Raw genomic sequence first — 26,506 nt, forward strand, 5'->3', positions numbered from 1 at the left:
GGACAGAGTTGGGACATGTCCGGGACAGGGATAAGCCTTGTTGATCCGGGCCGCCGACTCAAGAGTGGATTCCGGCACCACGGCCCGTCCGGCCCTGACCTTCCGGAACGGCCCCGAGGGCTGGGAGGAACGGCAAGCGGCCCTGACCGTCCACGGGGGGACAGTCAGGCCCGCCGGCCTCTGCTTGCGACGCAGCCGCGCGCGTCCGGGGTCAGAAGACCGACTCGGCCTCGTCCATCCGGTCCGCCGGCACCGTCTTGAGCTGGGTGATGGCGTCGGCGAGCGGAACCATCTTGATGTCGTTGCCACGCAGCGCCGTCATCCGGCCGAAGTCACCCCGGTGCGCGGCCTCCACCGCGTGCCAGCCGAAGCGGGTGGCGAGCACCCGGTCGTATGCGGTCGGCGTGCCGCCGCGCTGCACGTGGCCGAGAATGACCGGCCGGGCCTCCTTGCCGAGCCGGCTCTCCAGCTCGATGGCCAGCCGGTTGCCGATGCCCTGGAAACGCTCGTGGCCGTACTGATCGATCTCGCCCTTGGCGTACGGCATGGAGCCCTCGGCCGGGTGCGCACCCTCGGCGACACAGATGACCGCGAATTTCTTGCCCCGTGCGAAGCGCTCTTCGACCATCTTGACCAGGTCCTCGACCTGGAAGTGGCGCTCGGGAAGGCAGATGCCGTGCGCGCCGCCCGCCATTCCGGACTCCAGCGCGATCCAGCCGGCGTGGCGGCCCATCACCTCGACGACCATGACCCGCTGGTGCGATTCGGCGGTGGTCTTGAGGCGGTCTATGGCCTCGGTGGCGACGCCCACCGCGGTGTCGAAGCCGAAGGTGCGGTCGGTGGCGGAGATGTCGTTGTCGATGGTCTTGGGAACGCCGACGACGGGCATTCCGGCGTCCGACAGCATCCGCGCGGCGGTGAGGGTGCCTTCGCCGCCGATCGGGATGAGGGCGTCCATGCCGTAACGGCGGCTCAGTTCGGCACAGTTCTCGGCGGCCTCGCGCAGCCGGTCGCGCTCGAGCCGGGCCGAGCCGAGAATGGTGCCGCCACGGGCGAGGATGCCGCTGACCGCGTTGAGATCGAGGGGGCGGAAGTGACCGTCGAGGAGTCCCTTGAACCCGTCCTCGAAGCCGATGACTTCATCGCCGTGACCCACCACGGCACGGTGCACGACCGAGCGGATCACTGCGTTCAGGCCTGGACAATCGCCGCCTGCGGTGAGAACTCCGATGCGCATCGTGCTGTATCTCCTGCTCGCTAGTGCCGTGCATTTCGGGGGCGACTACAGAATCCCCCGTACCGTGAGCCACAACGATTGTCCCACGTCAGGTCTGGACCTCGCGCTCTCGGCCGCTCCGGGGATTCCCCCGCGGGTGTTCCGCCGGATGCAGCCGTGAATAGGGCGGCGGTCCGGCCGGACGGGCGGGGGTCCCAAGGCCCTTCGCAGAGGGTCTTTCGCCCGGCGGGCGGCGCCTTGTCCCCCGCAGGTATCGTCAACATGGCAATACCATCCCAAACCGCAAAAATGGACGGGAGAGCACGCGTGACGCGCAGCGTGTACGTGACCGGGATCGACCGGGGAGACGGCCGACAGGTCGTCGATCTGGGTGTCATGGAGCTCCTGACGCGTCAGGTGGACCGGGTCGGGGTGTTCCGGCCGCTCGTCCACGACGGACCCGACCGGCTCTTCGAACTGCTGCGGGCCCGCTACCGGCTCCCCCAGGATCCCGCGTCGGTCTACGGCCTGGACTATCACGAGGCGTCCGCGCTCCAGGCGGAGCAGGGCACGGACGAACTGGTCTCCCGGCTCGTGGAACGCTTCCATCAGGTGGCCCAGAAGTACGAGGTGGTACTGGTCCTCGGCACCGACTTCGCCGCCACCCAGCTCCCCGACGAGCTGGCGCTCAACGCCCGCCTCGCCAATGAGTTCGGCGCCTCGGTCATCGCGGTGGTCGGCGGGAAGGGCCAGCCGGCGGATTCCGTACGGGCCGAGACCCACAATGCCTACCGCGCGTACGCCGGCCTGGGCTGCGATGTCCTCGCGATGATCGTGAACCGGGTGGCGGCCGAGGACCGCGATGTCATCGCGGAACGGCTGGCGGCCCGGCTGCCCGTCCCCTGTTCCGTCCTGCCGGACGATGCGGCGCTCTCCGCGCCGACCGTCGCCCAGATCACCGCGGCGCTCGGTGGCACGGTGCTGCTCGGCGACGACTCCGGGCTGGCCAGGGACGCGCTGGACTTCGTCTTCGGCGGTGCGATGCTGCCGAACATGCTGAAGGCGCTGACGCCGGGCGCTCTGGTGGTCACGCCCGGGGACCGGGCGGATCTGGTGGTCGGCTCGCTGGCCGCGCACAGCGCCGGGACCCCGCCCATCGCGGGTGTGCTGCTGACCTTGAACGAACGCCCCGGCGAGGAGATACTCAGGCTGGCCGCGAGACTCGCGCCGGGTACCCCGGTCGTCTCCGTGGCCAGCGGCTCCTTCCCCACTGCTGGTGAACTCTTCGCACTGGAAGGCAAGTTGAACGCGGCGACGCCCCGCAAGGCGGAGACCGCACTGGGCCTCTTCGAGCGCCATGTGGACACCGGCGCCCTGCTGGACCGGATCTCGGTGGCCCGCAGCGGCCGCGTCACCCCGATGATGTTCGAGCACGAGCTGCTGGAGCAGGCCCGAGCCGACCGGCGCCGGGTCGTCCTGCCGGAGGGCACCGAGGAACGGGTGCTGCGCGCCGCGGACGTACTGCTGCGCCGCGATGTCTGCGACCTCACGCTCCTCGGCGAAGTGGACGTCATCCGCAAGAAGGCCGCCGACCTCGGCATCGATCTCGCCGGTACGCAGCTCATCGACCCGCAGAGCTCGGAGCTGCGCCAGGCGTTCGCCGAGCGGTACGCACAGGTGCGCGCGCACCGCGGGGTCACGGTGGAGCTGGCGTACGACGTCGTCGCGGACGTCAACTACTTCGGCACCCTGATGGTCCAGGAGGGGCTCGCGGACGGCATGGTCTCCGGGGCCGTGCACTCCACCGCGGCGACGATCCGCCCCGCGTTCGAGATCATCAAGACGAAGCCGGAGGCCTCGATCGTCTCCTCCGTCTTCTTCATGTGCCTCGCCGACAAGGTCCTGGTGTACGGCGACTGCGCGGTCAACCCGGACCCGGACTCGGAGCAGCTCGCGGACATCGCGGTGCAGTCGGCCGCGACCGCCGCCCGCTTCGGCGTGGAGCCGCGGATCGCGATGCTGTCGTACTCGACGGGCACCTCGGGTTCGGGCGCCGATGTCGACAAGGTGCGCGAGGCAACGGACCGGGTCCGCGAGAGCCGGCCTGATCTCAGGATCGAGGGTCCGATCCAGTACGACGCCGCGGTGGAGCCGAGCGTCGCCGCGACGAAGCTGCCCGGCTCCGAGGTGGCGGGTCAGGCGACGGTGCTGATCTTCCCAGACCTGAACACCGGCAACAACACCTACAAGGCCGTGCAGCGCTCGGCGGGTGCCGTGGCCGTCGGACCGGTGCTCCAGGGGCTGCGGAAGCCCGTCAACGACCTGTCCCGGGGCGCGCTCGTCCAGGACATCGTCAATACCGTGGCCATCACGGCGATCCAGGCGCAGGGCGAGGAGCGAACCGCATGACCACCCCGACCGCAGAAGGCTCTTCCACCGTGGCCGCGAATCGCGTACTCGTTCTCAACTCCGGCTCCTCGTCGGTGAAGTACCAGCTCCTGGACATGAGCGACCACTCCCGGCTGGCGGCCGGACTGGTCGAGCGGATCGGCGAGGAGACCTCCCGGCTGGTGCACACCCCGCCGGCCGGCAGTGGCGCCGAGCCGCGTGAGCGCATCGGCCCGATCGCCGACCACGAGGCCGCGCTGAAGGCGGCGGCCGAGGAACTGGCGGCCGACGGTCTCGGCCTGGACTCCCCCGCACTGGCGGCGATCGGCCACCGGGTGGTGCACGGAGGGCTGCGGTTCACCGAGCCGGTGGTGATCGACGACGAGGTGCTGAAGGAGATCGAGCGCCTGGTCCCGGTGGCCCCGCTGCACAATCCGGCGAACATCGTCGGCATCCGTACCGCCCAGGCCCTGCGTCCGGACCTTCCGCAGGTGGCGGTCTTCGACACGGCGTTCCACACGACGATGCCGGAGTACGCGGCGCGGTACGCGATCGATGTGGAGACCGCCGACGCTCACCGCATCCGGCGCTACGGCTTCCACGGCACCTCACACGCGTACGTCTCCCGCAAGGCCGCCGAACTGCTGGGACGCACCCCCGAGGAGGTCAATGTCATCGTGCTGCACCTGGGCAACGGCGCCTCGGCGTCGGCGGTGGCGGGCGGCCGGTGCGTGGAGACCTCGATGGGGCTGACCCCGCTGGAGGGGCTGGTGATGGGTACGCGTTCCGGCGACATCGATCCGGCGGTCACCTTCCACCTCAAGCGGGTGGCGGGGATGTCTGTGGACGAGATCGACGCACTGCTCAACAAGAAGAGCGGTCTGGTCGGGCTCTGCGGCGACAACGACATGCGGGAGATCCGGCGCCGGATCGAAGAGGGCGACGAGCGTGCGGCACTGGCGTTCGACATCTATGTCCACCGGCTGAAGAAGTACATCGGCGCCTATTCGGCGGTCCTCGGGCGGGTGGATGCCGTGGTGTTCACGGCGGGGGTCGGGGAGAACTCGGCGCCCGTACGGGAGGCTGCGATCGCCGGTCTTGAGGGATTCGGCCTGGTGGTGGACGCGGATCTGAACGCCGTACGGTCCGGCGCACCGCGGCTGATCTCGCCGGACCACGCACGGGTCGCGGTCGCCGTGGTGCCTACGGACGAGGAACTGGAGATCGCCGTCCAGACCTTCGCACTCGTCGGACAGGCCCACAACTGAGCACCCCCGCGCCCCTTTGTACCTTCCACCAGACGGAATATTCCGCAGCGAAACAAACCGATAGGATCCGCCTCATGCGCCGTTCCAAAATCGTCTGCACACTCGGTCCCGCCGTCGACTCCCATGAGCAGCTCGTCGCTCTGATCGAGGCCGGCATGAGCGTGGCCCGCTTCAACTTCAGTCACGGCAGTCACGAGGAGCACCAGGGTCGTTACGACCGGGTCCGCAAGGCCGCCGCCGAGACCGGCCGTGCGGTCGGCGTGCTCGCCGACCTCCAGGGCCCGAAGATCCGCCTGGCGAAGTTCGCCGAGGGCCCCGTCGAGCTGGTCCGCGGGGACGAGTTCACGATCACCGCGGAGGACGTCCCGGGCGACAAGTCGATCTGCGGCACGACCTACAAGGGCCTGCCCGGCGACGTCGCCAAGGGCGACCCGATCCTGATCAACGACGGCAACGTCGAGCTGAAGGTCGTCGCGATCGAGGGCCCCCGGGTCAAGACCATCGTCATCGAGGGCGGTGTCATCTCCGACCACAAGGGCATCAACCTGCCCGGCGCGGCGGTCAACGTCCCGGCCCTGTCCGGGAAGGACGTCGAGGACCTGCGGTTCGCCCTGCGGATGGGCTGCGACCTGGTGGCGCTCTCCTTCGTACGGGACGCCGATGACATCAAGGACGTCCACAAGGTGATGGACGAGGAGGGCCGCCGGGTCCCCGTCATCGCCAAGGTCGAGAAGCCGCAGGCCGTCGAGCACATGGAGGGCGTCGTCATGGCGTTCGACGGTGTGATGGTCGCCCGTGGCGACCTGGCCGTCGAGTACCCCCTGGAGAAGGTCCCGATGGTGCAGAAGCGCCTGGTGGAGCTCTGCCGTCGGAACGCCAAGCCGGTGATCGTGGCGACCCAGATGATGGAGTCGATGATCACCAACTCGCGGCCGACCCGCGCCGAGGCGTCCGACGTCGCCAACGCGATCCTGGACGGTGCGGACGCGGTCATGCTGTCGGCCGAGTCCAGCGTGGGCGCGTACCCGATCGAGACGGTCAAGACGATGTCGAAGATCGTCGTCGCCGCCGAGCAGGAGCTGCTCTCCAAGGGCCTGCAGCCGCTGGTGCCGGGCAAGAAGCCCCGCACCCAGGGCGGTTCGGTGGCCCGCGCGGCCTGCGAGATCGCGGACTTCCTGAACGGCAAGGCACTGGTCGCCTTCACCAAGTCCGGTGACACGGCCCGCCGCCTCTCCCGCTACCGTGCGGCGCAGCCCATCCTCGCCTTCACCACGGACGAGTCCACCCGCAACCAGCTCGCCCTGAGCTGGGGCGTCGAGGCCCACGTCGTACCGCACGTGGACAACACCGACGCCATGGTGGACCTGGTCGACGCGGAGCTGCTGAAGCTGAGCCGCTACAACGCCGGCGACACGATGGTCATCACGGCCGGCTCGCCCCCCGGCATCCCGGGCACGACGAACATGGTGCGGGTCCACCATGTGGGTGGCGGGGCGCGCGACTGACGCGTTCGTGGCCTTCACCCGGACATGACAGTGCTCCGTCCTCTCACGGAAGACGGAGCACTGTCATGTGTCAGGGCAGCCGTTCGGCCAACTCCCGCCACGCCTCGTACTCACCGCGGCGCGAATGGTCCACGAACAGCGACTCGACCAGCCTGGCCGGGGCGAGCAGCCGCCGGGTCGTGCGCAGCTCAAGGATCTGCTCACGCTCCAGATCTCTCCAGCCCGGGGCGAGCTCGGCGGCAGCCTCCGAGGTCATGGGCATCGCGTTCAGCGCCCGTTCGAGCACGGGCCCCTCATCGAGCAGCGGCACATCCAGCCGCGGGCCCACCGAATTCAGCAGGGAGGCCCTCAGCCACAGGTCTCGCATCAGCCACTCGTTGCTCTGCGCGCCCGTCGAGCGCTCGGCTGCCGCGAGCAGCGCCGCCCATGCCCGCGAGGTCACCCGCCACTGCTCGTCCGACATCCCCACGCCGTCCGCCTGCAGCCGCGCGGCGAATTGCTGGGCAGCCGCCATCCACTGGCTGACATCGCCTTCGGCCGCCCGAATCTCCGAAGCGGACCAACGGCGCACGTGCGCGCCCAGGTCCAGCCGGTCGAGGTCATCGAACAGACCACTCACCCGAACCTCACCCCCACTCGACTCGAACGCCTCTCTGCCGATCAGTCCGGCCTCTCCGCCGGCTGCCCGGAACGGATCGTCGGGAACGGAGAAGTGGCCGCTGTGGCTGTCTTCCACGAGTGCGAAGAACGCGCCACGGAGAAGTGAGGACATGACTGTGGCCCGCACCCCTGAACAACAGGGTGCGGGCCACAGCCGTTGTGCGGCTCCCGAACAGGTCGGTGTCGGCTAGCTGTTGCCGCCGGTGAAGTAGTTGTGCAACCCCGGCACCGTGAGCGTGCCGCCGAACTGGCCGGCCTGGGTCACCTTGACCTTGGTGAAGATGGCGAAGGGTACGTTCAGCGGGGGCGGTGTCTGCGGGCTGAACGTGACCGGGATGAGACCGAAGAGATTGCCCTTCAGCTCCTCCGTGTACATCGTCACCGTGCCGTTGCGGATGGTGGACTCGGAGCCCTTCCGCGCCTCGACATGGGCCGTGGTACCGGCCGGACCGACCGTCGTCTGGTGGAGGTTGTCGATGTCGATGGAGCTCGCGGTGAACTTCAGCACCTTCTTGACGGTGCCGTCGTATGTCTTCACCTCGACGATGCCCTTGTAGTCGAGCCCTTTGAGGGTGAGCTTCGAGCTCTCCAGGATCCACGGGTCGGTCGGGAGGAGCGGGATGCCCGTGTCCAGATCGGCTGCGGCCAGCGCCTCGGGGTCGGCGGTCGGACACGGGAAGCGCTCCTTGGCGCCGTCCGGGATGTCCTCGTCCTTCTTGGCGTCGAGCCCCTTGGCGCCCTCGTCGAGCTCCTTGACCGACTTGCCGGCCTTGTCCGCTGCGTCGCGGATGGCGGCGGCCATCTTGTCGGACGTCTCCTTCACCGCGTCCGTGGCCTTCTCCGCGGGCTTCTCCACGGGCTCGGCGGTGACGCTCTGCGACGGCTTCGGGGACGCGGTGCTCGCGCTCGCTGTCTCCTTGTCCGGTCCGTTGAAGAGGTCCTTGAGTGCGTCGCCGACGCCCAGCGGGTCGAGCGGGTTCGTCGACTTCGTGGGTGTGGGCGAGGAGCTCGGCGCGGCAGCAGCGGGCGCGTCGGCTGCCTTCGTCTCCGGCTTCGCGGCGTCGCTCGCGGACGGAGTCGCCGAGGGCTTCGACCTCGATGTGTCGCCCTTGTCACCGGAATCGGTGGCGGACGGGGACGGGGACGGGGACTTGGTCTCCGATGCGGACGGGGACGGCGACTCGCTCGGCTCGTCGGAGCGGGTCACGCAGGGGCCGGGCGCGAAGGGTATGTCCGTGCTGTCGTCGGCCAGCGCGAGCTTGGGCGTGAGCCCCATGCCCACGAAGACGGCCGTCGGCATCGCGGCGAGCGCGAAGGCCTTGCCCGCGGGTATGTGCAGCTTCGTCAGCAACGACTTCCTGGGGGCCGCGTGGCGCGGTCCGCTTCTCGTCCGGAGATCCTCCCCGGTCGAGTTCAGCTGCGTCTCGTCACCCCGCACGATGCCTCCCGCCGTCGACCTCAACTGTCGTGTCGTACTGCTCCGGCTGCTGCTGGGGCACCGCTGCCGCGCTCTGGAACTCGGGTTCGGGCTCCTGCGTACCAGGACCGGCGTCCTTGTATGTCTGGTCCAGAGCACCCGCATCCACGGCGTCGGGCTTCGGCTCGCCCGGGGCCCAGGAGATGGAGAGCGCTCCACCGAGCAGGGAGAACAGGAAGCCGATCAGGAATCCGCCGATGTTGGCCACCGGTATGGAGATCAACGCCAGCAGGATCGCGGCAACTCCGGCGAACACTCTCACGATGTGGTGGAACCACATCGTGAGGCCCAGCGTGATCAGCAGGACCCCGATGATCAGCGATCCCGCACCGGCGGTCGTGGACATCGCCAGCGTGATGTTGCCGAGGTGCATGTTGGCGTACGGGAAGTACGCGATGGGTAGACCACCCACCATGGTGAACAGGCCCGCCCAGAACGGCCGGTTACCCCGCCAGGTGCGGAATCCTCGCCAGAAGACGCGGAGGTAGTGCTCGTTCTGCCCTGTGGACTCGGGGCTCATGGAAAACAGCTCCCTGCAACCGGTACTGCTGTGAGAAGTGAAAAGATGGGCGGCCGGAGACCCTTGGGGGTGCTCCGGCCACCCGGGCGAGTGCTAGTAGCACTCCTTGACGCCGCTGTGCAGCCGCAGGCTCAGGTTGCTGAGCCTGAAGGTGCCCGCGGTGGTCGCCCACGCCCTCTGCTTCACGTCCTTCAGCACGGCCGTCTCGGCGCGCTGCGCGAAGCCGTTCGGGTTGACGGGCCCCTTGGTACCGGCCTGGATGCCGGGCTTGCCCATGTCTCCCGCGGCGACACCGATGTCGATGTTCTCGAAGTACGCGTCGGCGTCGAGCTCGGCGACGTCCAGGTACAGATTGGTCGCCCTGACCGGCTTCTTCGGGTTCGTACCCGCGTTCAGCTGCAGCGTGACGGTGCCGAGACCGAACGGAAGGTTCGGAGTGACCACCGACTGGCACATGTTGGTGATCGTGGCATCGCTGAAGCCGGACACGGCAACGGCGTGAGCCCCGTTCTCGCCCTTGGGGTCCATACCGGTGGCAACGGAGCCGTACTGGACGAAGTTGTGACCGACGAGCTTGTCCGCGTGCACCTTGAAACTCTGGCCGGACACGCTGAACGACGCCGCGAGGGCGCCCTGCGCGAGACCGACACCCACTGCGGCGGTCGCGACGACGCTCGGCACCATGACCAGAGCGAAACGCTTCCATCTGGTGCCACCACGAACCTGGGAACTCATAAATTTTCCTCCTTCTCGGACGTACATCTCCGGTACGGGCGAGGGCCCGTGCTGGGATGGGAGAAGTGCTACGTCCTCGGAAAGGAGAGCGCCCGCGTACGGAGGCAGGAACCGCGTCCGAATCACCGGCGATCACCCCCGAGCGACAACCACTGGCCACGCATTCGCGCAACCTGTTCGGACAGGCCCTGCCGGACGGCAGGAACCCCCCTGTCCGGAGTCGGCGCCACTGCCGCCGACCCACTCGGTGGGGACCCAACAGGGCCGCCGCGCCGACTGGCAGCCGGGCTGGCGTTATTGGACCGAGCCCGGCCGATCGTGGTGCATTCCCGCCCGCGGCACAAGGGGGTTCGTTACTCGCTAGTAACGGCCCGATAACCGATGCACGACCGGGTGGCACCACCCGGCCACACAGGGTGGCGTCGAACGGAAGGACGAAAGGGAAAATCTGGGCCTTTATACGGACAGATCCTGGGGGGCGATTTACTGCGAGTAACAGGCCGTACCTTTGTCAAGATTTGGTAAAGCGGGGCCGTCTCTTATCGCCCGATCGCGAAAACGGCCGCGACACCCCGGGGGTGCCACGGCCGCGTTGTCACATCAGAACAAGACCCGCGCCAGCGCCGTACGCGCGGCGCCGACCCGCGGATCGTCGGGGCCGATCACCTCGAACAGCTCCAGCAGCCGCAGCCGCGCCGTGTCCCGGTCGTCGCCGAAAGTACGGCGTACCGTCTCGACGAGTCGCCCGAAGGCGTCCTCGACATGACCGCCGACCAGATCCAGATCGGCGGCCGTGAGCTGCGCCGTGACATCGGCCGGGTTCTCCGCCGCGTCCTTGCGGACCTGCTGCGGGTCCATGTCCTTGACGCGGGCCAGCAGTTCGGCCTGGGCGAGACCGAGCTTGGCCTCCGTGTTGGCCGGGTCGTCGGACAGGACGTTCCTGTACGCCCGGACGGCACCGGCGAAGTCGCTGGCGTCCAGGGCCAGTACGGCCGCTTCGAGCAGGGCGTCGTACGGCCCGGCGGGTTCCTCGACCGGAGCCTCGCCGGCCCCCTCGGCGGCGGCCGCGTCCTGGTCGACCACGATTCCGGTGAGCCCGAACCGTTCCTCGCCGACCTGGATCAGCTGGTCGAGCGTCTGCCGGATCTGGGCCTCGGGAGCCGCGCCCTGGAAGAGCGGGAGGGCCTGCCCGGCGACGACGGCGAAGACCGCCGGGATGCCCTGGATGCCGAACTGCTGCATCAGCATCTGATTGGCGTCGACATCGACCTTGGCCAGCACGAAGCGGCCGTTGTACTCATGGGCCAGGCGCTCCAGGAGCGGCCCCAACTGCTTGCACGGCTCGCACCACTCGGCCCAGAAGTCGATGACGACCGGGACCTCGGCGGAGCGCTGGAGGACGTCGTTCTCGAAGCCCGCCTCATCGACATCGATCACCAGGGCGGACGGTGGCACGGCACCGCCACCACCCTGCCGGGCGGCCTCGGCACGGGCCTGCTCCGCCTTCACCTTGGCCTCGCCGGCCGCCTTCACCGCGGCGAGGTCGACGACGCCGCTCATGGACATGTTCCTAGGCTGCATACGTACATCCTCCCCCCTTGGCGCGCCGATACGGAAAGCGAGACGGAAACCGCACCCGGCCGTGGTCCCCGCCGGTGTGCGGGGTGCACGGACAGACACGGCCCGAGGGCCCCTGAAAGACCCGTTTCGGCGCCGGGTCCCCACCCGGTGCCTGTGGCTGTCGTTCGGTCGTGGCGTCACGACGGCATGACCATCGTCCTTACGCTACGACCCGTAGCGTAACTTCCCGGCACCCCTCGCGCACAAGTGCGTTCGGTGATCTGTCTCACGGTGAACGCGACCGGCCGGTTCTACTTACTGACCGGTATGGTCGCGGCATGCTGAGCCACAGCCGCCCCAAACCCCTTCGAACGGGACGTCCGCGCAGCGCCGCGGCCGATGAAGCGATCCTGGAGGCGACCAGAGCCTCTCTGGTCGACCTCGGCTGGTCGAAGCTGACGATGGGCGACGTGGCGACGCGGGCCGGGGTCGCCAAGACGACCCTGTACCGGCGGTGGGCGGGCAAGAACGAGCTGGTCGTGGACGCCGTCGCGGTCCTCTTCGACGAGCTGGAACTGCCCGATCTGGGCAGTCTGTCGGCCGACATGCAGGCGATGGTGCTGCAGTTCGCCGCGCTGCTGGAGCGGCCGGAGACCCAGACGGCGCTGATGGCGGTGGTCGCGGAGTCGACCCGCGACGAGGCGCTGCGGACCCGGATCCGCGACTCGATCGTGGACCGGCAGAAGCGGCTGGTGCTCCAGGGACGCCAACGGGCCCAGGAGCGCGGGGAGTTGCCCGTCGAGCAGGACGAGGCCGTGGCGGCGACGACTGCCGATCTGATCTTCGATGTGATCGCCGGCGCGGTCGTGCACCGGGCCCTGGTGAGCGCCGAGCCCGTCGACGAGGACTGGGCCCGGCGCTTCACCGTGCTGCTGCTCGCGGGGCTGGGGGCGGCGGCCTCCACGTAGCGGGGTGCTGCTGCCGCCGGCGCAGCTGTCGAGCATGACTGCCGACTGCCCGTCAGAAGCCGGGCGGCTCCGTGTAGGTGCCCCACTCGTCGCGCAGAACTCCGCAGATCTCGCCGAGCGTCGCCTCGGCCCGTACCGCGTCGAGCATCGGTCCGATCATGTTGGAGCCGTCGCGGGCGGCGGCCAGCATCGCGTCCAGCGCCGACTTGACCCGGGCGTCGTCGCGGGCGTCCTTGCGGCTGCCGAGCACCCGGACCTGCTCGCGCTCGACCTCGTGGCTCACCCGCAGGATCTCCAGGTCACCGGTGACCGAGCCGTGGTGGACGTTGACACCGACGACGCGCTTGTCGCCCTTCTCCAGCGACTGCTGGTACCGGAAGGCGGACTCGGCGATCTCGCCGGTGAACCAGCCGTCCTCGATGCCGCGCAGGATGCCGGAGGTGATGGGCCCGATGGGGTGCTGACCCTCCGGGTGGGCCCGGGTGCCGCGTTCCTTGATCTGGTCGAAGATCTTCTCGGCGTCGGCCTCGATCCGGTCGGTGAGCTGCTCGACGTACCAGGAACCGCCCAGCGGGTCGGCCACATTGGCGACGCCGGTCTCCTCCATCAGCACCTGCTGGGTGCGCAGCGCGATCTCGGCAGCCTGCGCGGAGGGGAGTGCGAGGGTTTCGTCGAGGGCGTTGGTGTGCAGCGAGTTGGTGCCGCCGAGGACGGCGGAGAGCGCCTCGACCGCCGTCCGTACGACGTTGTTGTACGGCTGCTGGGCGGTGAGCGAGACACCGGCGGTCTGGGTGTGGAAGCGGAGCCACTGCGCCTTGTCGGTCCTGGCGCCGTATGTCTCCTTCATCCAGCGGGCCCAGATGCGGCGGGCCGCGCGGAACTTGGCGATCTCCTCGAAGAAGTCGAGGTGCGCGTCGAAGAAGAAGGAGAGACCGGGCGCGAAGGTGTCGACGTCCAGCCCGCGGGAGAGGCCGAGCTCCACGTAACCGAAGCCGTCGGCGAGGGTGTACGCGAGCTCCTGCGCGGCCGTCGCCCCGGCCTCGCGGATGTGGTAGCCGGAGACGGAGAGCGGCTTGTAGGCGGGGATGTCGCGGGCGCAGTGCTCCATCAGGTCGCCGATGAGGCGCAGATGGGGCTCGGGCTGGAAGAGCCACTCCTTCTGCGCGATGTACTCCTTGAAGATGTCGGTCTGGAGCGTGCCGTTGAGCACGCCCGGGTCGACGCCCTGGCGCTCGGCGGCGACCAGGTACATGCAGAAGACGGGGACGGCGGGTCCGCTGATCGTCATGGACGTCGTGACGTCGCCGAGCGGGATGTCCTTGAAGAGGATCTCCATGTCGGCGGCGGAGTCGATGGCCACGCCGCAGTGCCCGACCTCGCCGAGCGAGCGGGGGTCGTCGGAGTCGCGACCCATCAGTGTCGGCATGTCGAAGGCGACGCTGAGCCCGCCGCCGCCCGCGGCGAGGATCATCTTGTAGCGCTCGTTGGTCTGCTCGGCGTTGCCGAAGCCGGCGAACTGGCGGATGGTCCAGGTCCGGCCGCGGTAGCCGGTGGGGTAGAGCCCCCGGGTGAAGGGGTACTCGCCGGGCCAGCCGATCCGCTCGAATCCCTCGTACGTGTCCCCGGGGCGGGGGCCGTACGCGGGTTCCACGGGATCCCCGGAGAGTGTGGTGAAGTCCGCGTCACGCTTGCGGGCCTTGTCGTAACGGGCCTGCCAGCGGCGGCGGCCTTCCTCGATCGCGTCAGCGTCCATACCATCGAATTTACTAGGACGTCCTAGTAAATGTCGATGGCAAACCGCCCGGTGCTTTGCACGGGGCGGTTCGGGTGGTGCGGGGCGGGCCGGGCTCGCCCGGCGGCTCAGACCTTGACTGCGACGGGAGAGCCGTCGGCGACCAGCGGCTCGACCTCGCGGACGACCTTGCGCTCGACGAAGAACGCGGCCGTCGGGATGGTGCCGGAGATCAGCACCCAGAGCAGCTTGCCCACCGGCCACTTCGCCTTGGAGCCCAGGTCGAAGGCGAAGATGAGGTAGATGATGTAGAGCACGCCATGGATCTGGGAGACGACGAGCGTCAGGTCCTTGCCCATCTCGAAGCCGTACTTGAAGACCATGCAGGTGCAGAGCACCAGCAACATGACTGCGGTGACGTAGGCCATCACCCGGTACCGGGTCAGCACACTGCGTTTCATGGCATCGAGCGTAACCGGACGCCCGGGGCGATCTTGCAGCGGGCCGGGCCCTCGGAATGTCGTCCTGCGCCTGTTCCTACGACTCCTCGAAGTCGTGGGCCGCGATCCGCAACGGCCGCAGCATGGCGAAGATCTCCGCGCACTCCTCGGCGTCGTACACCCCTAGCCCGAACTCCATGTCGACGAGGTCCTTGGTTGCCGCCTCGACGACCTCGCGGCCCTTATCGGTGATGGAGGCGAGGGTTCCGCGGCCGTCGTTCGGGTTGGGGCGCTTGGCGACCAGGCCGGAGCGCACCAGCCGGTCCACCGTGTTCGTGACGGAGGTGGGGTGGACCATGAGCCGCTCACCGATCTTGGACATCGGCAGCTCACCGGCCTTGGAGAAGGTGAGCAGCACCAGCGCCTCGTACCGCGCGAAGGTCAGGCCGTACGGTTTGACGACCGCGTCGACCTCGGCGAGCAGGATCTGCTGCGCGCGCATGATCGAGGTGATCGCCCCCATCGAGGGCACCGGGCCCCAGCGCTGCTGCCAGAGCTCGTCGGCGCGGGCGATGGGATCGAAGGGGAGACTGAGCGGCTTCGGCACGCCGTCGACCTTACCCACTGGTCATATGCTGGTCAGCCCCGTCTCGAACTTCGGTCCGAGGACCGCGCGCGGTCGCTGTCGCCCTGACCTCGCGGACCAGCAGGAGCGTGCACACCGTACCGATCGCCCCGGACCCCGCGACCACCAGATGCACGGGGACGAATTCGGCGGCCAGCCCCGCCAGCGCCATGCCGATGCCCTGGACCGTCATCAGCCCGGCGGTGAGCAGGGTCATGGCCCGGCCCCGCAGCTCCTCCGGGACGGCATCGACGAACCACTGGTCGAGGCCGATGATGTACGCCGCCCCCACCCCGGCCAGCGCAAGCGCCACCAGGGTCGGGACCATGCCGGGGCGGATCCCGTACAGCAGGAACGGCAGCAGCCCGGCGGCGGCGACCGGCAGTACGATCCGGGAGCGGGTGCGCGGGGCCAGCACAGCGCCCGCGTACAACTCGGCGGCGATGTGCCCGACCGGCATCGCGCACATCAGCAGCCCGAGGGCGGCCGGGCCGAGACCGATCTCGTCCGCGTACGGGGCGGCGAGCGCCTCCGGTGCGACGACGAACAGGGCGGGTACCCAGAACAGCAGCATCAGCGCGCGGATTCTGCGGTCGGCGAGCACGATGCGGGCCCCGGCCAGTGATTCCTTGAACAGTGCGCCGCCGCGGTCACCGCCGGTCCTGGCGGGCCGGTCGCGGGTACCGAAGCGGAGCAGGGCCGCCGAGCAGAGGAACGTCCCGACGGTAATGGTGATCGCTCCGCGCGCGGACAGCGCGGCAAGCAGCACACCGCCGACACCGAAGCCGGTCAGCAGCGCGCTCTGCGAGACGATCCGCAGCAGCGAGCGGCCCAGTACGTAGAGGTCGCCCTCGCCGAGGATGTCGGTGAGCGCGGCCATCCGCGTCCCGGTGAAGACGGGCGACACGGAGGCGACGAGACAGCGCAGCGCGAGGAGGCCGCCGACCGGGGTGCCGGGCAGCACCATGACGGCGACGCAGCCCGCACAGATCAGATCGCAGGTGACGAGGACCCGGCGGGCCGGGTAGCGGTCGGCGACCCCGGCGAAGAGCGTGCCGCCGACAAGGTACGGCAGGAAGCCGAGCGCGAAGGTGAGGGCGCTGAGCAGGGGTGAGCCGGTGAGGTCGTAGACGAGGACGGTGAGGGCGAGCTCGCTGACGACTACGCCGAGGAGGGAGAGCAGATGCGCGGCAAAGACGGCCCGGAACTCCCGGACGGCGAAGACGGCGCGGTAGCCGCGGCGCGTGCCCGGGACGGGGCCGTCCGGAGTCGCGTCAGCAGCGGGAGCCGCGGCCCGGAGCGCGGGCGACGGGTTCGGGTCGATGGCGTCGGCGCGCTCCGTGGGCGGAGCCGAGGCCGGCACCGGTCCGGCCGGACCGGCGTGCGCGGCGCGGCGCGCGGCTGACGGGTCGTGGGGCGAAGGAGCCACCTCGTCGCGGGGGCCACCCGCCGGGGTGGGGCTGTAGCTCGGCATGGCCGCAGCTTGGAGGACCGGACCCGCCGCTCCGTAGACTTTCGGCTCACGCCGAATCTTCGCGGGGGCCGCCGATGCCGTTCCATCTGCATTTCGAGGAGAGCGATCTGCTCCGCTGCCGGTTCGCCCTCTCCCCGCTCTGGGAGACGCAGGCCGCGGTGCGCACCCTTCTGCGCCCCGGGCAGCACGGCTACCACCAGCCCTGGCTGACGCGCATCCGGAGCGCCGCCGCGGGCCTCGATCTCGCACCGCTCCGGTTACTGATGCCGCAGAGCGGGCACAACCCGGACTTTCTCTGCCCGCCGCCGGTCGGGCCCTATACCTCGTTCGAGGAGGAGATCGCCGGTGTGCGCGCCATCGATCCGCTGCTCATCCGTGAGGACCTGGCTCTGGCCCTCACCGACCAGCCGGGGGCGCTGGACTCCCCCGCCGGGCGGGCGATGCTCGCCGATCCCGCGCGGACACTGCGGGAGCTGGCCGCACTGATGGAGCAGGCCTGGCAGGTGCTGGTCGAGCCGGACTGGCCGCGGCTGCGCGCGCTGCTGGAGGCGGATATCGCGTACCACTCGCGCCGGCTCGCCGAGGTCGGCTTCGCACGGCTGCTGGGCGAGCTGAGCCCCCAGCTGAGCTGGACCGACTCGACGCTCTCGCTGGTCGGGATGAGGGGGCGGCACTCCCGGGTGCTCGGCGGGCAGGGCCTCGTCCTGATGCCGAGCGTCTTCGCCTGGCCGGACGTGGTGAGCGGGTACGAGCCGCCCTGGCAGCCCGCGGTGATCTATCCGGCGCGCGGAATCGGCGGTCTGTGGACGCAGCCCGCGGACCGTACGCCACAGTCGCTCGCGCGGCTGCTCGGGCGAGCGCGGGCCGATGTCCTGTGCGCGCTCGACGAACCGGCCGGCACGAGCGCGCTCGCGCACCGGCTGGGCCTCGCGCTCTCGTCCGTGTCGGAGCACCTGTCGGTGCTGCGCGCGGCGGGTCTGCTCACCTCGCGCCGGTACGGACACCAGGTGCTGTACGAGCGGACGCCGCTCGGGATCGCCCTGGCGGTACCGGAGCACCGCCCGCGGGAGTGACAGAAGCGGGACGAGCCCCCGGCCGGGGCCGGGGGCTCGTCGGGTCACGTAGTCGGACGGAGCGTCAGTCCGTCTCGGCGAGGTACCGCTCGACCGTCTCGACCTTGGAGGTCAGGCCGTCGGTGACACCGGGTCGGATGTCGGCCTTCAGCACGAGGGAGACGCGTCCGGCGCGGGCCTCGACGGCGGCGACGGCCCGCTTGACGACGTCCATGACCTCGTCCCACTCACCCTCGATGGAGGTGAACATGGCGTCCGTGCGGTTGGGCAGCCCGGACTCGCGGACGACCCGCACCGCGTCGGCGACGTACTCGCCGACGTCCTCACCGACGCCCAGCGGACTGACCGAGAACGCGACGATCATGCGCTGACCACGCCTTCCCGGCGGGCGCGGGCGGCGATGACGCCGTCGGCCTCGTAGCGCTTGAGCACCTTGTCGCCGTACAGCCCGCCGAACGGCAGCAGCGCGAGCAGGAAGAAGAACGCGACGCGCTTCAGCGGCCACTTGGTCTTGGACCAGACGTCGAGCAGCAGCACGGCGTAGATCACGAAGAGCACACCGTGGATGATGCCGAGCGGCATCATCAGGAAGTCGATGTCGGAGACCCGGCTGAGAATCGAGCCAAAGATGATCAGCGCAGGGAAGGAGAGCGCCTCGGGAATCGAGATGAGGCGCAGCCGGTGCAGGGCGGTAGCGGTCTTGATGTCCACGAGGGCACCTTCGGTGGGAGGATCGTGACAGCTTGTGAATACAGGCACAAGCGCAACCCATTGTGACATCGGCACGGGCGGCGCTCGGTGCCGGGGCCGTATGTGTCCGGTCACGTGCCGCCGCCGGGCCCGGTCCGTTCCGTCCTCGCCCCGTACGGGATACGTCCCGATTGCGTACGGGTCCCGTACCGGACGCGTATCAGGGGCGGTTCAGGGTGCCGGTTCCTCCCCAGGGCCCTGTCCCGGCCGGGGTCCTGCCGATACCGTCGTTCCGTGGCAATGTTCCGACTCCAAGGCAGCAGAACGCTCGCCGTCGACCTGGCCGGCGACGCCGTCAAGGCGAAGAACGGCTCGATGGTCGCGTACGACGGCCGGATGACGTTCAAGAAGATGACCGGCGGCGGTGACGGCCTGCGCGGCATGGTGACCCGCCGGCTGACCGGCGAGCAGATGACCGTGATGGAGGTGACCGGGCAGGGCACCTGTTACTTCGCCGACCGGGCGAGCGAGATCAGCCTCGTCTCGCTGCACGGCGACAAGCTCTATGTCGAGGCGAGCAATCTGCTCTGTACCGACGCCGGGCTGCGCACCGGAACCACCTTCACCGGCCTGCGTGGCGGGGCGACGGGCAACGGCCTGTTCACCACCACCGTCGAGGGCACCGGGCAGGTGGCGATCATGTCGGACGGTTCGGCCGTGGCGCTGCGGGTCTCGGCCCAGTACCCGCTGTTCGTCGACCCCGGCGCCTACATCGCGCATCAGGGCAATCTGCAACAGCACTTCCAGTCCGGGGTGAACTTCCGGACGCTGATGGGCGAGGGCTCGGGCGAGTCCTTCCAGATCCGGTTCGAGGGCGAGGGACTCGTCTACGTGCAGCCGAGCGAGCGGAACACCATCGGGGGCGATGTCTGATGCCGTTCCGTGAGATCAACTCGAAGATGGTCGAGGCGACGGTGCTCCCCGGCCAGAAGATGTACAGCCAGCGCGGCGCGATGCTCGCCTACCGCGGCGAGGTGTCGTTCACGCCGAACATCCAGGGCGGCCAGGGGGGCGTCATGTCGATGATCGGCCGCCGGGTGGCCAATGAGGCGACGCCGCTGATGACGGTCGAAGGCAGCGGCACGGTGATGTTCGGTCACGGGGGCCATCACATCCAGGTGATCAACCTGTCCGGCGACACCCTGTACGTGGAGGCCGACCGGCTGCTCGCCTTCGACGGGACGCTGCAGCAGGGCACGATGTTCATGGGTGCGCAGGGCGGAGTGATGGGCATGGTGCGCGGCCAGGTGACCGGGCAGGGCCTGTTCACCACCACCCTCAAGGGGCATGGCGCGGTCGCGGTGATGGCCCACGGCGGGGTGATCGAGCTGCCGATCACGCCGGGCCGCGAGGTGCATGTGGACCCGCAGGCGTACGTCGCCCACCACGGCGACGTACGCAACAAGCTCTCCACCGCGCTCGGCTGGCGCGACATGGTGGGGCGCGGCTCCGGCGAGGCGTTCCAGCTGGAGCTGAGCGGCAGTGGCGCGGTGTACGTCCAGGCCTCGGAGGAGAAGCTGTGAGCACGCCCGTGGTCTTCGACCCGATGACGCTGCCGTCGGACGACAACGTCAACTCGTACACCTTCTGCGTGGAGCTCAAGGGGAGCCAGTGGTTCCTGCAGAAGGGCAAGATGATCGCCTATTACGGACGGATCGAGTTCAACGGCATCGGCCACGGCCGCTTCGAGCGGCTGATCCGTACGAGCTTCCACTCGCCGCTGCACGCGAGCGACTGGGTGGTGGCTGAAGGCAGCGGCAAGATGCTCCTCGCCGACCGCGCCTTCGACGTGAACTCGTACGACCTGGAGGACGGGAATCTGACGATCCGGTCCGGCAACCTCCTCGCGTACCAGCCGACCCTGGCACTCAAGCAGTCCATCGTGCCGGGCTTCCTGACACTGATCGGTACGGGAAAGTTCGTGGCCGCGTCCAACGGTCCGGTGGTCTTCATGGAGCCGCCCCTGCGGGTCGATCCGCAGGCGCTGGTGGGCTGGGCGGACTGCCCCTCGCCGTGCCACCACTACGACCATGGCTATATGACGGGCGTGATGGGCGGGCTCAGGTCGCTGACCGGGATCGGCGGGACATCGGGCGAGGAGCACCAGTTCGAGTTCGTCGGGGCGGGCACCGTGCTGCTCCAGTCGACCGAGATCCTGATGCCGGAGCAGCCGACGGGGGCGACGCCGGCGCAGGCCGGGGTGCCGGGTGGTGCGGGTCAACCCGGCTCCGCACCCCGTCTGCCCGGTCAGCTCGGGGACCTCCAGCGCCGCTTCGGTTTGTGAACGGTAGTCTGCGGAGTGTGACGTCGAACGTCTGCACCCCGTACCCGAGCCCGTCTCCGGGCGAGTGCCGGGCGTCACAATCCCCCACCTTCGTCCGGCTTTCAACTTCTTAGGTAGAATCCATACATGGAGACCGAGACGGCCACTCGCTGGCTGAACGACGCGGAGCAGTGCGCCTGGCGCACCCACCTGGACGTCAGCAGGCTGCTGATGCACCAGCTGGAGAAGGACCTCCAGCCGTTCGGCCTGACCAACAACGACTACGAGATCCTGGTCAACCTCTCGGAGTCGGACGACCAGCGCATGCGGATGAGCGACCTCGCCGCCGCGACGCTGCAGTCCAAGAGCAGGCTCTCGCACCAGATCACCCGCATGGAGAGCGCGGGACTGGTTCGCAGGGAGAACTGCGAGTCGGACCGGCGCGGACTGTTCGCGGTCCTCACCGATGAGGGTGCGGAGATGATGCGGAAGGTGGCGCCGCACCACGTGGCGTCGGTGCGCAAGCACTTCATGGACCTGTTGACGCCGGAGGCACTGGCGGACCTGCACGCGGCGCTGACACCGGTCGCGGATCATCTGCGGGGGCGCCGCGGCAAGGCGTGACCTGCGGGGCGGTGTTCAACCGGCGCTCGGCAGCCACAGCCCGAACCGCGCGCCGCCCTCCGGCGCACCGTCCACCGTCAGCCGGCCGCCGTGCCGGGCCGCGACGTCACGGGCGATGGCCAGGCCGAGACCGGCGCCGCCCTCGTCCCGCGTACGGGCGTCGTCGAGGCGTACGAAACGTTCGAAGATCCGCTCGCGCTCGCCCGGTGGCACCCCCGCCCCGTCGTCGGTGACCTCGACGACCACCCCGCCCCGCTCCGCACGCAGCGAGACCGCCACCGTGCGCTCCGCATGACGCTCGGCGTTGTCCAGCAGATTGCCGATCACCCGCGCCAACTGCCCACGCGAACCGGCCACTTCGAACGCACCGGAGTCCGGCACGGACACCGCCACCGGAATCCGGTCGCCGGTGCGCTGCGAGACCTCCTCGTGGACCAGCGCGCCCAGGTCCAGCGTCGTACGGCCCGGCCGCTCACCCGCGTCCAACCGGGCCAGCAGCAGCAGATCGGCCGCCAGCGCCTGCAGTCGTACGGTGTCGGCGACGGCGCCCGGCACGTCCAGCAGTTCCGGATGCGCGGCGCCCACCTCCAGCTGGGTGCGCAGGGAGGCGATCGGGCTTCGCAGTTCGTGCGAGGCGTCCGCCACGAAGCGCCGCTGTCGGTCCACCGATGCCTCAAGGGCCGTCAGGGTCTCGTTCGTGGTACGGGCCAGCCGGGCGATCTCGTCGCGCGAACCGGGCTCAGGCACCCGCCGTCTCAGATCCTCGGACGCGGTGATCGCGGCCATCTCGCGCCGGATTCCCTCGACCGGGCGCAGCGCCCGCCGGGTCACCAGCCAGGTGACCCCGGCAACGACGAGCAGCAGCACCGGCAGCCCGATCAGCATCGCCCCGCGCACAGTGCCCACGGCCTCCTGCTCGGCGGCCAGCGGGGCGCCCGCGTGGACGGTCAGGGTCACCCCGGCCGAGGTGGTCGCCCGGACCGACGCGAAGCGGTAGTCGGCCGTGTCTCCGTCGACGGTGGCGGTGCCGTTGCTGAAGTCCGGGTCCCCGGAGTCGACTTCACCGCGGCCTGGGATGCCGTGACCGCCGTTGTCGTCGCCGTCGTCGTCATCGCGTCCGTCGTCGTCGGAACCGGAAGAACTTCCCGCGGCCGGTGACGAGGCCGGCTCGACCTGGTCCGTTCCGGTGCCGGAGATCGCCTCCAGGTCCTTGGAGACGGCCACCACGCGCCCGTCCTCGTCGGTCACCTGGACCGGATGGTCCTCCTCCTCGCGCATCTCCAGCCGGTCGTACGGCACATCGAGGGCCAGCTGGCCGGCCACCTCGCGGGCCGCCACCTCGGCCTGCAGCCCCGCCTGATCGGTGAGGTTGGCGCGCAGGACGAGGAGTACGGCGAGCCCGGCCCCGACCAGTGCGACGGCGACCACGACCGTGGCACCGAGTGCGGCCCTGGCCCGTACCGATCTCACAGCGCCTCCAGCCGGTATCCGGCGCCACGCACCGTACGGATGGCGGCCGCGCCGAGCTTGCGCCGCAGCGCGCTGACGTACACCTCGACGATGTTCGGATCGCCGTCGTAGGCGAAGTCCCAGACGTGTTCCAGGATGTCCGCCTTGCTCACCACCTGCCCGGGCCTCAGCGCAAGTTGTTCCAGCACCGCGAACTCCTTGGTGGTGAGGGTGATTTCGGCCGGACCGAGATGCACCCGACGAGCGGCGGTGTCCATGCGCAGGGAGCCGACGGTGACCACCGGCGAGCCGGAGCCGCCGCCCCGGCGCCGCAGCAGCGCCCGGATCCTGGCCACCAGCACGACGTACGAGAAGGGCTTGGTCAGGTAGTCGTCGGCCCCGGTGTCGAGGCCCTCCGCCTCGTCGTACTCCCCGTCCTTCGCCGTCAGCATCAGGATCGGCATCTCATGGCCGGCGGCGCGCAGGGCGGCACAGACCCGGTAGCCGTTCATCCCGGGCAGCATGATGTCGAGGACGACGAGGTCGTACACGCCCTCGGCCGCCCGGTGCAGCCCTTCGAGACCGTCGTGCACGACATCCACGGCGAAGCCCTCGGCGGTGAGTCCCCCGGCCAGGGACATCGCCAGCCGCTTCTCGTCCTCCACGATCAACAGGCGCATGGGCACAGGGTCCCAAATGGAACCTGAAGACGGCTTCAGGTGGCTTCAGGCTGCGTTCAGCATCACCCCGGCAGTGTGGACCGTGTCGAAACCGGCCACCCGATCAGGGAGGAACCTCATGAAGCGCAAGATCGTCATCGCCGCCGTCACCGCGGCCGTGCTCGTCGGCGGCACAGCCGCCACGGCCGTCGCCTTCACGGACGACGACAGCCAGGACCGCGGCACCAGGAGCGGCGCGGCGGGCGGCAGCACCGCCCGCGTCGGCGTCGCGGACGCGACCGCGGCCGCCGTCGGGGCCGTTCCGGGCACGGTCACCGAGGCCGAGCTGGACGACGAGGGCGGCGGGCCGGTCTGGGAGATCGATGTGTACGGCTCCGACAAGGTCTGGCACGACGTGACGGTGGACGCGGGCAGCGGCAAGGTGCTCGGCAAGCACGTCTCCGACGACAACGACGACGATCGCGACCGGCATGCGCCCAGGTCGGCCGGCGTCTCGCTGGACGCGGCGGTCGACGCCGCGCTCAAGGCGACGCCCGGGACCGTGACGTCGATCGAACTGGACGACAGCGACGGCCGGAGCGGCGGGGCGCTGCACTGGGAGGTCGACGTCCGGGGCAAGGACGGCAAGCGGCACGAGCTGAACGTCGACGCCAGGACGGCCAAGGTCACGGCGGACCGGTCGGACGACGGCCATGACCGTCATGACGACGACCACGGGGACGACCGGGACGACCACGACGACGACTGACGCCCGGGTCCGCCGGACCGTCAGGGCGCGTAGGACAGGACCGTCCCGTCCCTGAAGGCCAGGAAGGCGACGTTCCCCCGCGCGACGAGCGAGACGTACGCCGGATCGACCGACTTGCCCTCGGGCCAGCCGGTCGGCGGGTTGCCGGTCCAGCCCGGATCCCCTTCGGCGGCCATGTCGATGACCTCCACCTTGCGCCCGCCCACGACGAGGGCCCTGTCGCCGGCCACGGACGGCCTGCCGACGGTGTCCATGCCCTGGCCGCCTTCGTACGTCGCCCAGTACTGCCGCCCGTCGGACAGGCCGAACGCGTACGTCCTCGTCCGGCTGCTCACCACGACCTTGCCGTCATGTGAGAGTGCGGGCCGGTAGGCGATGTCCACGCCCGCGGCGATCGACCGGCGGCTCTGCGGGGCCGTCACGTCGACGACCGTCAGGCCGTTCGAGCCGGAGCAGAGGAGTTCCTTTCCCTTCAGGACCGGCATACGGCACAAGACGTCACCGGCTGCGATGCCACTCAGCCGCGTGCCGTCCGCACCCTTCAGGACGGTGACTCCGTCGCCTGCCGCGACGAGCCGGCCGTCGGCGAAGGCCAGTGCGGCGTCGGCGGCCGGGTCGTCCCACGTCTTGTGCCACTTGAGTGCGTGCTTGCCGGTGAGCTCACGGGCGAGGATCTGGGCGCCGCCCGTGCCGATAACCTTCGTCGCGTAGTAGAGAACTCCACCGGACTGGACGGAATCGGTCACCCGGGCGTCGCCGGGCAGCGGTTCCCGCCACTGCTCGGCCCCGTCGGCGAGGCCACGTGCCAGCAGGGCACCGTCCTGGAAGGCGTACACGGTTGTGCCGATGACTGCGGCCACCGAGGCCGGGCCGGTCCCCGTCCTTCCCGGTGGGGTCTGCCAGCGCCGCTTTCCGTTCGCCGCGTCCAGCAAGGTGATGCCGCGTGGGCCGCCGCAGACCAGTGACGTGTCCGCGAGTACGCACTCCGCCGGACCGTCCTCGATGCTGGTCGTCCATGCCTTCCAGCCCGCCGGTCTGGTGGCGAGATCCGCGGCGGCCGCTCCGAAGTCGCCGGTGTGCCCCGCGTCCGCGCCGGGTATGACCGCGGGCCCCGCCTTGGTCCGCGACGCGTCCGAGGCGGAAGCGGTCGGATGCGCCGCGCCGCCGGCGCCGGCGCCTCCCGCGTTGTCGTTGCCACCGTCCCCGTTGAAGAGCCCCGGCAGCAATACCGTCCCCAGCACCGCGCACACCACCACGGCCGCCGCCGCCAACCCGATCCACAGTCCCCTGTTCCCCTGCCGGTCCCCCGGTACGGCCACCGGCACAACGGGTGTCGGGGCGAGCGCGAGCCCACCGTGGTCCGGGGCATGGAACGGGACCGGTGGTGCGGCAACCGACGGCACAGCCGCCTCCGCGGCGGCGCGCGCCCCGGCCGCGTGCGCGGCGAGCAGTCCGCGTATCGATTCCGTCCAGGGAAACGGCCCGGGCGCCGCCACGGCCGCTCGCGCTCCGGTCAACAGCATGTCGACGAGCTGCTGCGGAGTCGGCCGGGATCCTGCCTCACCACGCAGACACGCCTCGATCACCTCACGCAACTGCGGTGGTACGCCCGACAGTTCGGCCTCGCCCTGGGCGATCCGGAAGATCACGGCCGCCATGTCGGAGTCGTCGAACGGCCCCCTCCCGGTCGCCGCGTAGGCAAGCACCGCGCCGAGACAGAACACATCGGACGCCGGTACGAGGGAGCGTGAGCCGTTGACGTGCTCGGGCGAGATGTAGCCGGGGCTGCCCACCACGACACCGGTCCGCGTCAGTTGGGTGGCGTCGAAGGCCTGCGCGATGCCGAAGTCGATCACCTTCGGCCCGTCGGCGCCGAGCAGCACATTGCCGGGCTTGAGGTCGCGGTGGAGTACGCGTACGGCGTGCATGTCGGCGAGCGCGCGGGCGAGGTCGGCGCCCATCTCCCGTACGACCTGCTCGGGCATCGGCCCGCCTCGGGTCACCGCCTCGGCGAGCGAGGGGCCGGGGACGTACTCGGTCGCCAGCCAGGGCAGCCGGCCGCTCGGGTCACCGCCGACGAGGGCCGCGGTGTACGGACTGCGCACGGCACCCGCCGCGTCGATCTCCCTGCGGAAGCGGATCCGGAAGCCGTCGTCGAGGTCGAGATCCGGGCGCATGGTCTTCAGCGCGACCAGCCCGGCGAGGGTGTCGCGCGCACCTGCCGGCCGGGCCAGGTACACCTCGCCCATACCACCCGCGCCCAGCAGTCCGAGCAGCTGGTACGGGCCGATCAGCCGGGCCCGGCCTGCCGGAAGCGGCTCGATCACTGCGCGGCCCCCCTCATCGTCCGA

25 protein-coding genes are annotated in these 26,506 nt (G+C 69.9%); 10 read left to right on the forward strand and 15 right to left on the reverse strand.

Features of this window, described 5'->3' with window-relative positions:
• Window positions 1–211: 211 nt before the first annotated feature.
• Window positions 212–1,237 (reverse strand): ATP-dependent 6-phosphofructokinase, encoded by a 1,026-nt coding sequence (locus OG609_RS12360; RefSeq protein ID WP_327272852.1) that lies wholly within the window; start codon window positions 1,235–1,237, stop codon window positions 212–214.
• Window positions 1,238–1,543: 306 nt separating this feature from the next.
• Here OG609_RS12360 and pta point away from each other — a divergent pair, with 306 nt between their 5' ends.
• The 3 genes from pta (at window position 1,544) to pyk (ending at window position 6,377) form a co-directional block, all read left to right on the forward strand.
• The gene (gene pta / locus OG609_RS12365) at window positions 1,544–3,625 is read left to right on the forward strand and encodes a phosphate acetyltransferase (RefSeq protein WP_327272853.1); all 2,082 of its coding nucleotides are present in this window, start codon (window positions 1,544–1,546) and stop codon (window positions 3,623–3,625) included.
• Window positions 3,622–4,872 carry an acetate kinase gene (locus OG609_RS12370; protein WP_327272854.1) on the forward strand — a complete coding sequence of 417 codons (1,251 nt, stop codon included), beginning with the start codon at window positions 3,622–3,624 and terminating at the stop codon, window positions 4,870–4,872. The genes pta and OG609_RS12370 overlap by 4 nt, the downstream gene beginning before the upstream one ends.
• 74 nt (window positions 4,873–4,946) lie before the next feature.
• Entirely contained in the window at window positions 4,947–6,377 is a 1,431-nt protein-coding gene (pyk, locus tag OG609_RS12375) for a pyruvate kinase (RefSeq protein WP_327272855.1), read from the forward strand.
• 70 nt (window positions 6,378–6,447) lie between these two features.
• On the opposite strand, the gene OG609_RS12380 is transcribed toward pyk, so the two are convergent.
• The 5 genes from OG609_RS12380 to OG609_RS12400 all read right to left on the reverse strand — a co-directional run bounded on the left by OG609_RS12380 (window position 6,448) and on the right by OG609_RS12400 (window position 11,350).
• Window positions 6,448–7,149 carry a hypothetical protein gene (locus tag OG609_RS12380; RefSeq protein ID WP_327272856.1) on the reverse strand — a complete coding sequence of 234 codons (702 nt, stop codon included), beginning with the start codon at window positions 7,147–7,149 and terminating at the stop codon, window positions 6,448–6,450.
• Window positions 7,150–7,224: 75 nt separating this feature from the next.
• A complete protein-coding gene (locus OG609_RS12385; RefSeq protein WP_327272857.1) occupies window positions 7,225–8,475 on the reverse strand; it encodes a hypothetical protein in 1,251 nt (416 codons plus the stop codon).
• A complete protein-coding gene (locus OG609_RS12390) occupies window positions 8,465–9,034 on the reverse strand; it encodes a DUF6114 domain-containing protein (RefSeq protein ID WP_327272858.1) in 570 nt (189 codons plus the stop codon). Before OG609_RS12390 ends, OG609_RS12385 begins: the two co-directional genes overlap by 11 nt.
• Window positions 9,035–9,127: 93 nt before the next feature.
• Window positions 9,128–9,769: a DUF6230 family protein gene (locus OG609_RS12395; protein WP_327272859.1), complete on the reverse strand. Its 642-nt coding sequence runs from the start codon at window positions 9,767–9,769 to the stop codon at window positions 9,128–9,130.
• 600 nt (window positions 9,770–10,369) lie between these two features.
• Window positions 10,370–11,350, reverse strand: coding sequence for a tetratricopeptide repeat protein (locus OG609_RS12400; protein ID WP_327272860.1), 981 nt, complete (start codon window positions 11,348–11,350; stop codon window positions 10,370–10,372).
• Window positions 11,351–11,667: 317 nt separating this feature from the next.
• Here OG609_RS12400 and OG609_RS12405 point away from each other — a divergent pair, with 317 nt between their 5' ends.
• A complete protein-coding gene (locus tag OG609_RS12405) occupies window positions 11,668–12,297 on the forward strand; it encodes a TetR/AcrR family transcriptional regulator (protein WP_327272861.1) in 630 nt (209 codons plus the stop codon).
• Between the two features lie 52 nt (window positions 12,298–12,349).
• On the opposite strand, the gene OG609_RS12410 is transcribed toward OG609_RS12405, so the two are convergent.
• From OG609_RS12410 to OG609_RS12425, 4 genes are all read right to left on the reverse strand, one after another.
• Complete coding sequence (locus tag OG609_RS12410; protein WP_327272862.1) at window positions 12,350–14,050, reverse strand: acyl-CoA mutase large subunit family protein; 1,701 nt, start codon at window positions 14,048–14,050, stop codon at window positions 12,350–12,352.
• Between the two features lie 107 nt (window positions 14,051–14,157).
• Window positions 14,158–14,490 (reverse strand): DUF3817 domain-containing protein, encoded by a 333-nt coding sequence (locus tag OG609_RS12415; RefSeq protein WP_266357869.1) that lies wholly within the window; start codon window positions 14,488–14,490, stop codon window positions 14,158–14,160.
• A 76-nt stretch (window positions 14,491–14,566) separates the two neighbouring features.
• Window positions 14,567–15,076 (reverse strand): MarR family winged helix-turn-helix transcriptional regulator, encoded by a 510-nt coding sequence (locus OG609_RS12420; protein ID WP_327278025.1) that lies wholly within the window; start codon window positions 15,074–15,076, stop codon window positions 14,567–14,569.
• Between the two features lie 10 nt (window positions 15,077–15,086).
• Window positions 15,087–16,568, reverse strand: a complete 1,482-nt coding sequence (locus OG609_RS12425; RefSeq protein WP_327272863.1) for an MFS transporter — start codon at window positions 16,566–16,568, stop codon at window positions 15,087–15,089.
• A 74-nt stretch (window positions 16,569–16,642) separates the two neighbouring features.
• On the opposite strand from OG609_RS12425, the gene OG609_RS12430 reads away from it, so the two are divergent.
• Complete coding sequence (locus OG609_RS12430) at window positions 16,643–17,641, forward strand: ArsR/SmtB family transcription factor (protein ID WP_327272864.1); 999 nt, start codon at window positions 16,643–16,645, stop codon at window positions 17,639–17,641.
• Window positions 17,642–17,705: 64 nt separating this feature from the next.
• Here the strand turns inward: OG609_RS12430 and OG609_RS12435 are convergent, their stop codons facing one another.
• Both OG609_RS12435 and OG609_RS12440 read right to left on the reverse strand, forming a co-directional pair.
• On the reverse strand, window positions 17,706–18,005 hold the full coding sequence (locus OG609_RS12435; protein WP_093898565.1) for an MTH1187 family thiamine-binding protein: 300 nt from the start codon (window positions 18,003–18,005) through the stop codon (window positions 17,706–17,708).
• Window positions 18,002–18,352 (reverse strand): DUF3817 domain-containing protein, encoded by a 351-nt coding sequence (locus OG609_RS12440; RefSeq protein WP_093898564.1) that lies wholly within the window; start codon window positions 18,350–18,352, stop codon window positions 18,002–18,004. The genes OG609_RS12435 and OG609_RS12440 overlap by 4 nt, the downstream gene beginning before the upstream one ends.
• 279 nt (window positions 18,353–18,631) lie before the next feature.
• Here OG609_RS12440 and OG609_RS12445 point away from each other — a divergent pair, with 279 nt between their 5' ends.
• From OG609_RS12445 to OG609_RS12460, 4 genes are all read left to right on the forward strand, one after another.
• Window positions 18,632–19,264 carry an AIM24 family protein gene (locus OG609_RS12445; protein ID WP_327278026.1) on the forward strand — a complete coding sequence of 211 codons (633 nt, stop codon included), beginning with the start codon at window positions 18,632–18,634 and terminating at the stop codon, window positions 19,262–19,264.
• Window positions 19,264–19,914: an AIM24 family protein gene (locus tag OG609_RS12450; protein WP_327272865.1), complete on the forward strand. Its 651-nt coding sequence runs from the start codon at window positions 19,264–19,266 to the stop codon at window positions 19,912–19,914. The genes OG609_RS12445 and OG609_RS12450 overlap by 1 nt, the downstream gene beginning before the upstream one ends.
• On the forward strand, window positions 19,911–20,675 hold the full coding sequence (locus OG609_RS12455; protein ID WP_093898561.1) for an AIM24 family protein: 765 nt from the start codon (window positions 19,911–19,913) through the stop codon (window positions 20,673–20,675). Before OG609_RS12450 ends, OG609_RS12455 begins: the two co-directional genes overlap by 4 nt.
• Before the next feature lie 126 nt (window positions 20,676–20,801).
• On the forward strand, window positions 20,802–21,278 hold the full coding sequence (locus tag OG609_RS12460) for a MarR family winged helix-turn-helix transcriptional regulator (RefSeq protein WP_327272866.1): 477 nt from the start codon (window positions 20,802–20,804) through the stop codon (window positions 21,276–21,278).
• Between the two features lie 15 nt (window positions 21,279–21,293).
• Here OG609_RS12460 and OG609_RS12465 read toward each other — a convergent pair whose 3' ends face one another.
• Both OG609_RS12465 and OG609_RS12470 read right to left on the reverse strand, forming a co-directional pair.
• Complete coding sequence (locus OG609_RS12465; protein ID WP_327272867.1) at window positions 21,294–22,748, reverse strand: sensor histidine kinase; 1,455 nt, start codon at window positions 22,746–22,748, stop codon at window positions 21,294–21,296.
• Complete coding sequence (locus OG609_RS12470) at window positions 22,745–23,407, reverse strand: response regulator transcription factor (protein WP_327272868.1); 663 nt, start codon at window positions 23,405–23,407, stop codon at window positions 22,745–22,747. Before OG609_RS12470 ends, OG609_RS12465 begins: the two co-directional genes overlap by 4 nt.
• A 118-nt stretch (window positions 23,408–23,525) precedes the next feature.
• Between OG609_RS12470 and OG609_RS12475 the strand changes: the two genes are divergently transcribed.
• Window positions 23,526–24,155 (forward strand): PepSY domain-containing protein, encoded by a 630-nt coding sequence (locus tag OG609_RS12475; RefSeq protein ID WP_327272869.1) that lies wholly within the window; start codon window positions 23,526–23,528, stop codon window positions 24,153–24,155.
• Between the two features lie 20 nt (window positions 24,156–24,175).
• On the opposite strand, the gene OG609_RS12480 is transcribed toward OG609_RS12475, so the two are convergent.
• Window positions 24,176–26,482: a serine/threonine-protein kinase gene (locus OG609_RS12480; RefSeq protein ID WP_327272870.1), complete on the reverse strand. Its 2,307-nt coding sequence runs from the start codon at window positions 26,480–26,482 to the stop codon at window positions 24,176–24,178.
• Window positions 26,483–26,506: the final 24 nt, after the last annotated feature.

The organism is Streptomyces sp. NBC_01224 (assembly GCF_036002945.1).
Taxonomy (GTDB): domain Bacteria; phylum Actinomycetota; class Actinomycetes; order Streptomycetales; family Streptomycetaceae; genus Streptomyces.

Bases quoted from the DNA above. Each gene is read 5' to 3' on its own strand.
- OG609_RS12380 (WP_327272856.1), bottom strand. From the start codon at position 7,149: ATGTCCTCACTTCTCCGTGGCGCGTTCTTCGCACTCGTGGAAGACAGC.
- OG609_RS12450 (WP_327272865.1), top strand. From the start codon at position 19,264: ATGCCGTTCCGTGAGATCAACTCGAAGATGGTCGAGGCGACGGTGCTC.
- OG609_RS12445 (WP_327278026.1), top strand. From the start codon at position 18,632: ATGTTCCGACTCCAAGGCAGCAGAACGCTCGCCGTCGACCTGGCCGGC.
- OG609_RS12470 (WP_327272868.1), bottom strand. From the start codon at position 23,407: ATGCGCCTGTTGATCGTGGAGGACGAGAAGCGGCTGGCGATGTCCCTG.
- OG609_RS12425 (WP_327272863.1), bottom strand. From the start codon at position 16,568: ATGCCGAGCTACAGCCCCACCCCGGCGGGTGGCCCCCGCGACGAGGTG.
- OG609_RS12395 (WP_327272859.1), bottom strand. From the start codon at position 9,769: ATGAGTTCCCAGGTTCGTGGTGGCACCAGATGGAAGCGTTTCGCTCTG.
- OG609_RS12405 (WP_327272861.1), top strand. From the start codon at position 11,668: ATGCTGAGCCACAGCCGCCCCAAACCCCTTCGAACGGGACGTCCGCGC.
- OG609_RS12430 (WP_327272864.1), top strand. From the start codon at position 16,643: ATGCCGTTCCATCTGCATTTCGAGGAGAGCGATCTGCTCCGCTGCCGG.
- OG609_RS12400 (WP_327272860.1), bottom strand. From the start codon at position 11,350: ATGCAGCCTAGGAACATGTCCATGAGCGGCGTCGTCGACCTCGCCGCG.
- OG609_RS12415 (WP_266357869.1), bottom strand. From the start codon at position 14,490: ATGAAACGCAGTGTGCTGACCCGGTACCGGGTGATGGCCTACGTCACC.
- OG609_RS12390 (WP_327272858.1), bottom strand. From the start codon at position 9,034: ATGAGCCCCGAGTCCACAGGGCAGAACGAGCACTACCTCCGCGTCTTC.
- OG609_RS12370 (WP_327272854.1), top strand. From the start codon at position 3,622: ATGACCACCCCGACCGCAGAAGGCTCTTCCACCGTGGCCGCGAATCGC.
- OG609_RS12435 (WP_093898565.1), bottom strand. From the start codon at position 18,005: ATGATCGTCGCGTTCTCGGTCAGTCCGCTGGGCGTCGGTGAGGACGTC.
- OG609_RS12460 (WP_327272866.1), top strand. From the start codon at position 20,802: ATGGAGACCGAGACGGCCACTCGCTGGCTGAACGACGCGGAGCAGTGC.
- pyk (WP_327272855.1), top strand. From the start codon at position 4,947: ATGCGCCGTTCCAAAATCGTCTGCACACTCGGTCCCGCCGTCGACTCC.
- OG609_RS12360 (WP_327272852.1), bottom strand. From the start codon at position 1,237: ATGCGCATCGGAGTTCTCACCGCAGGCGGCGATTGTCCAGGCCTGAAC.
- OG609_RS12475 (WP_327272869.1), top strand. From the start codon at position 23,526: ATGAAGCGCAAGATCGTCATCGCCGCCGTCACCGCGGCCGTGCTCGTC.
- OG609_RS12410 (WP_327272862.1), bottom strand. From the start codon at position 14,050: ATGGACGCTGACGCGATCGAGGAAGGCCGCCGCCGCTGGCAGGCCCGT.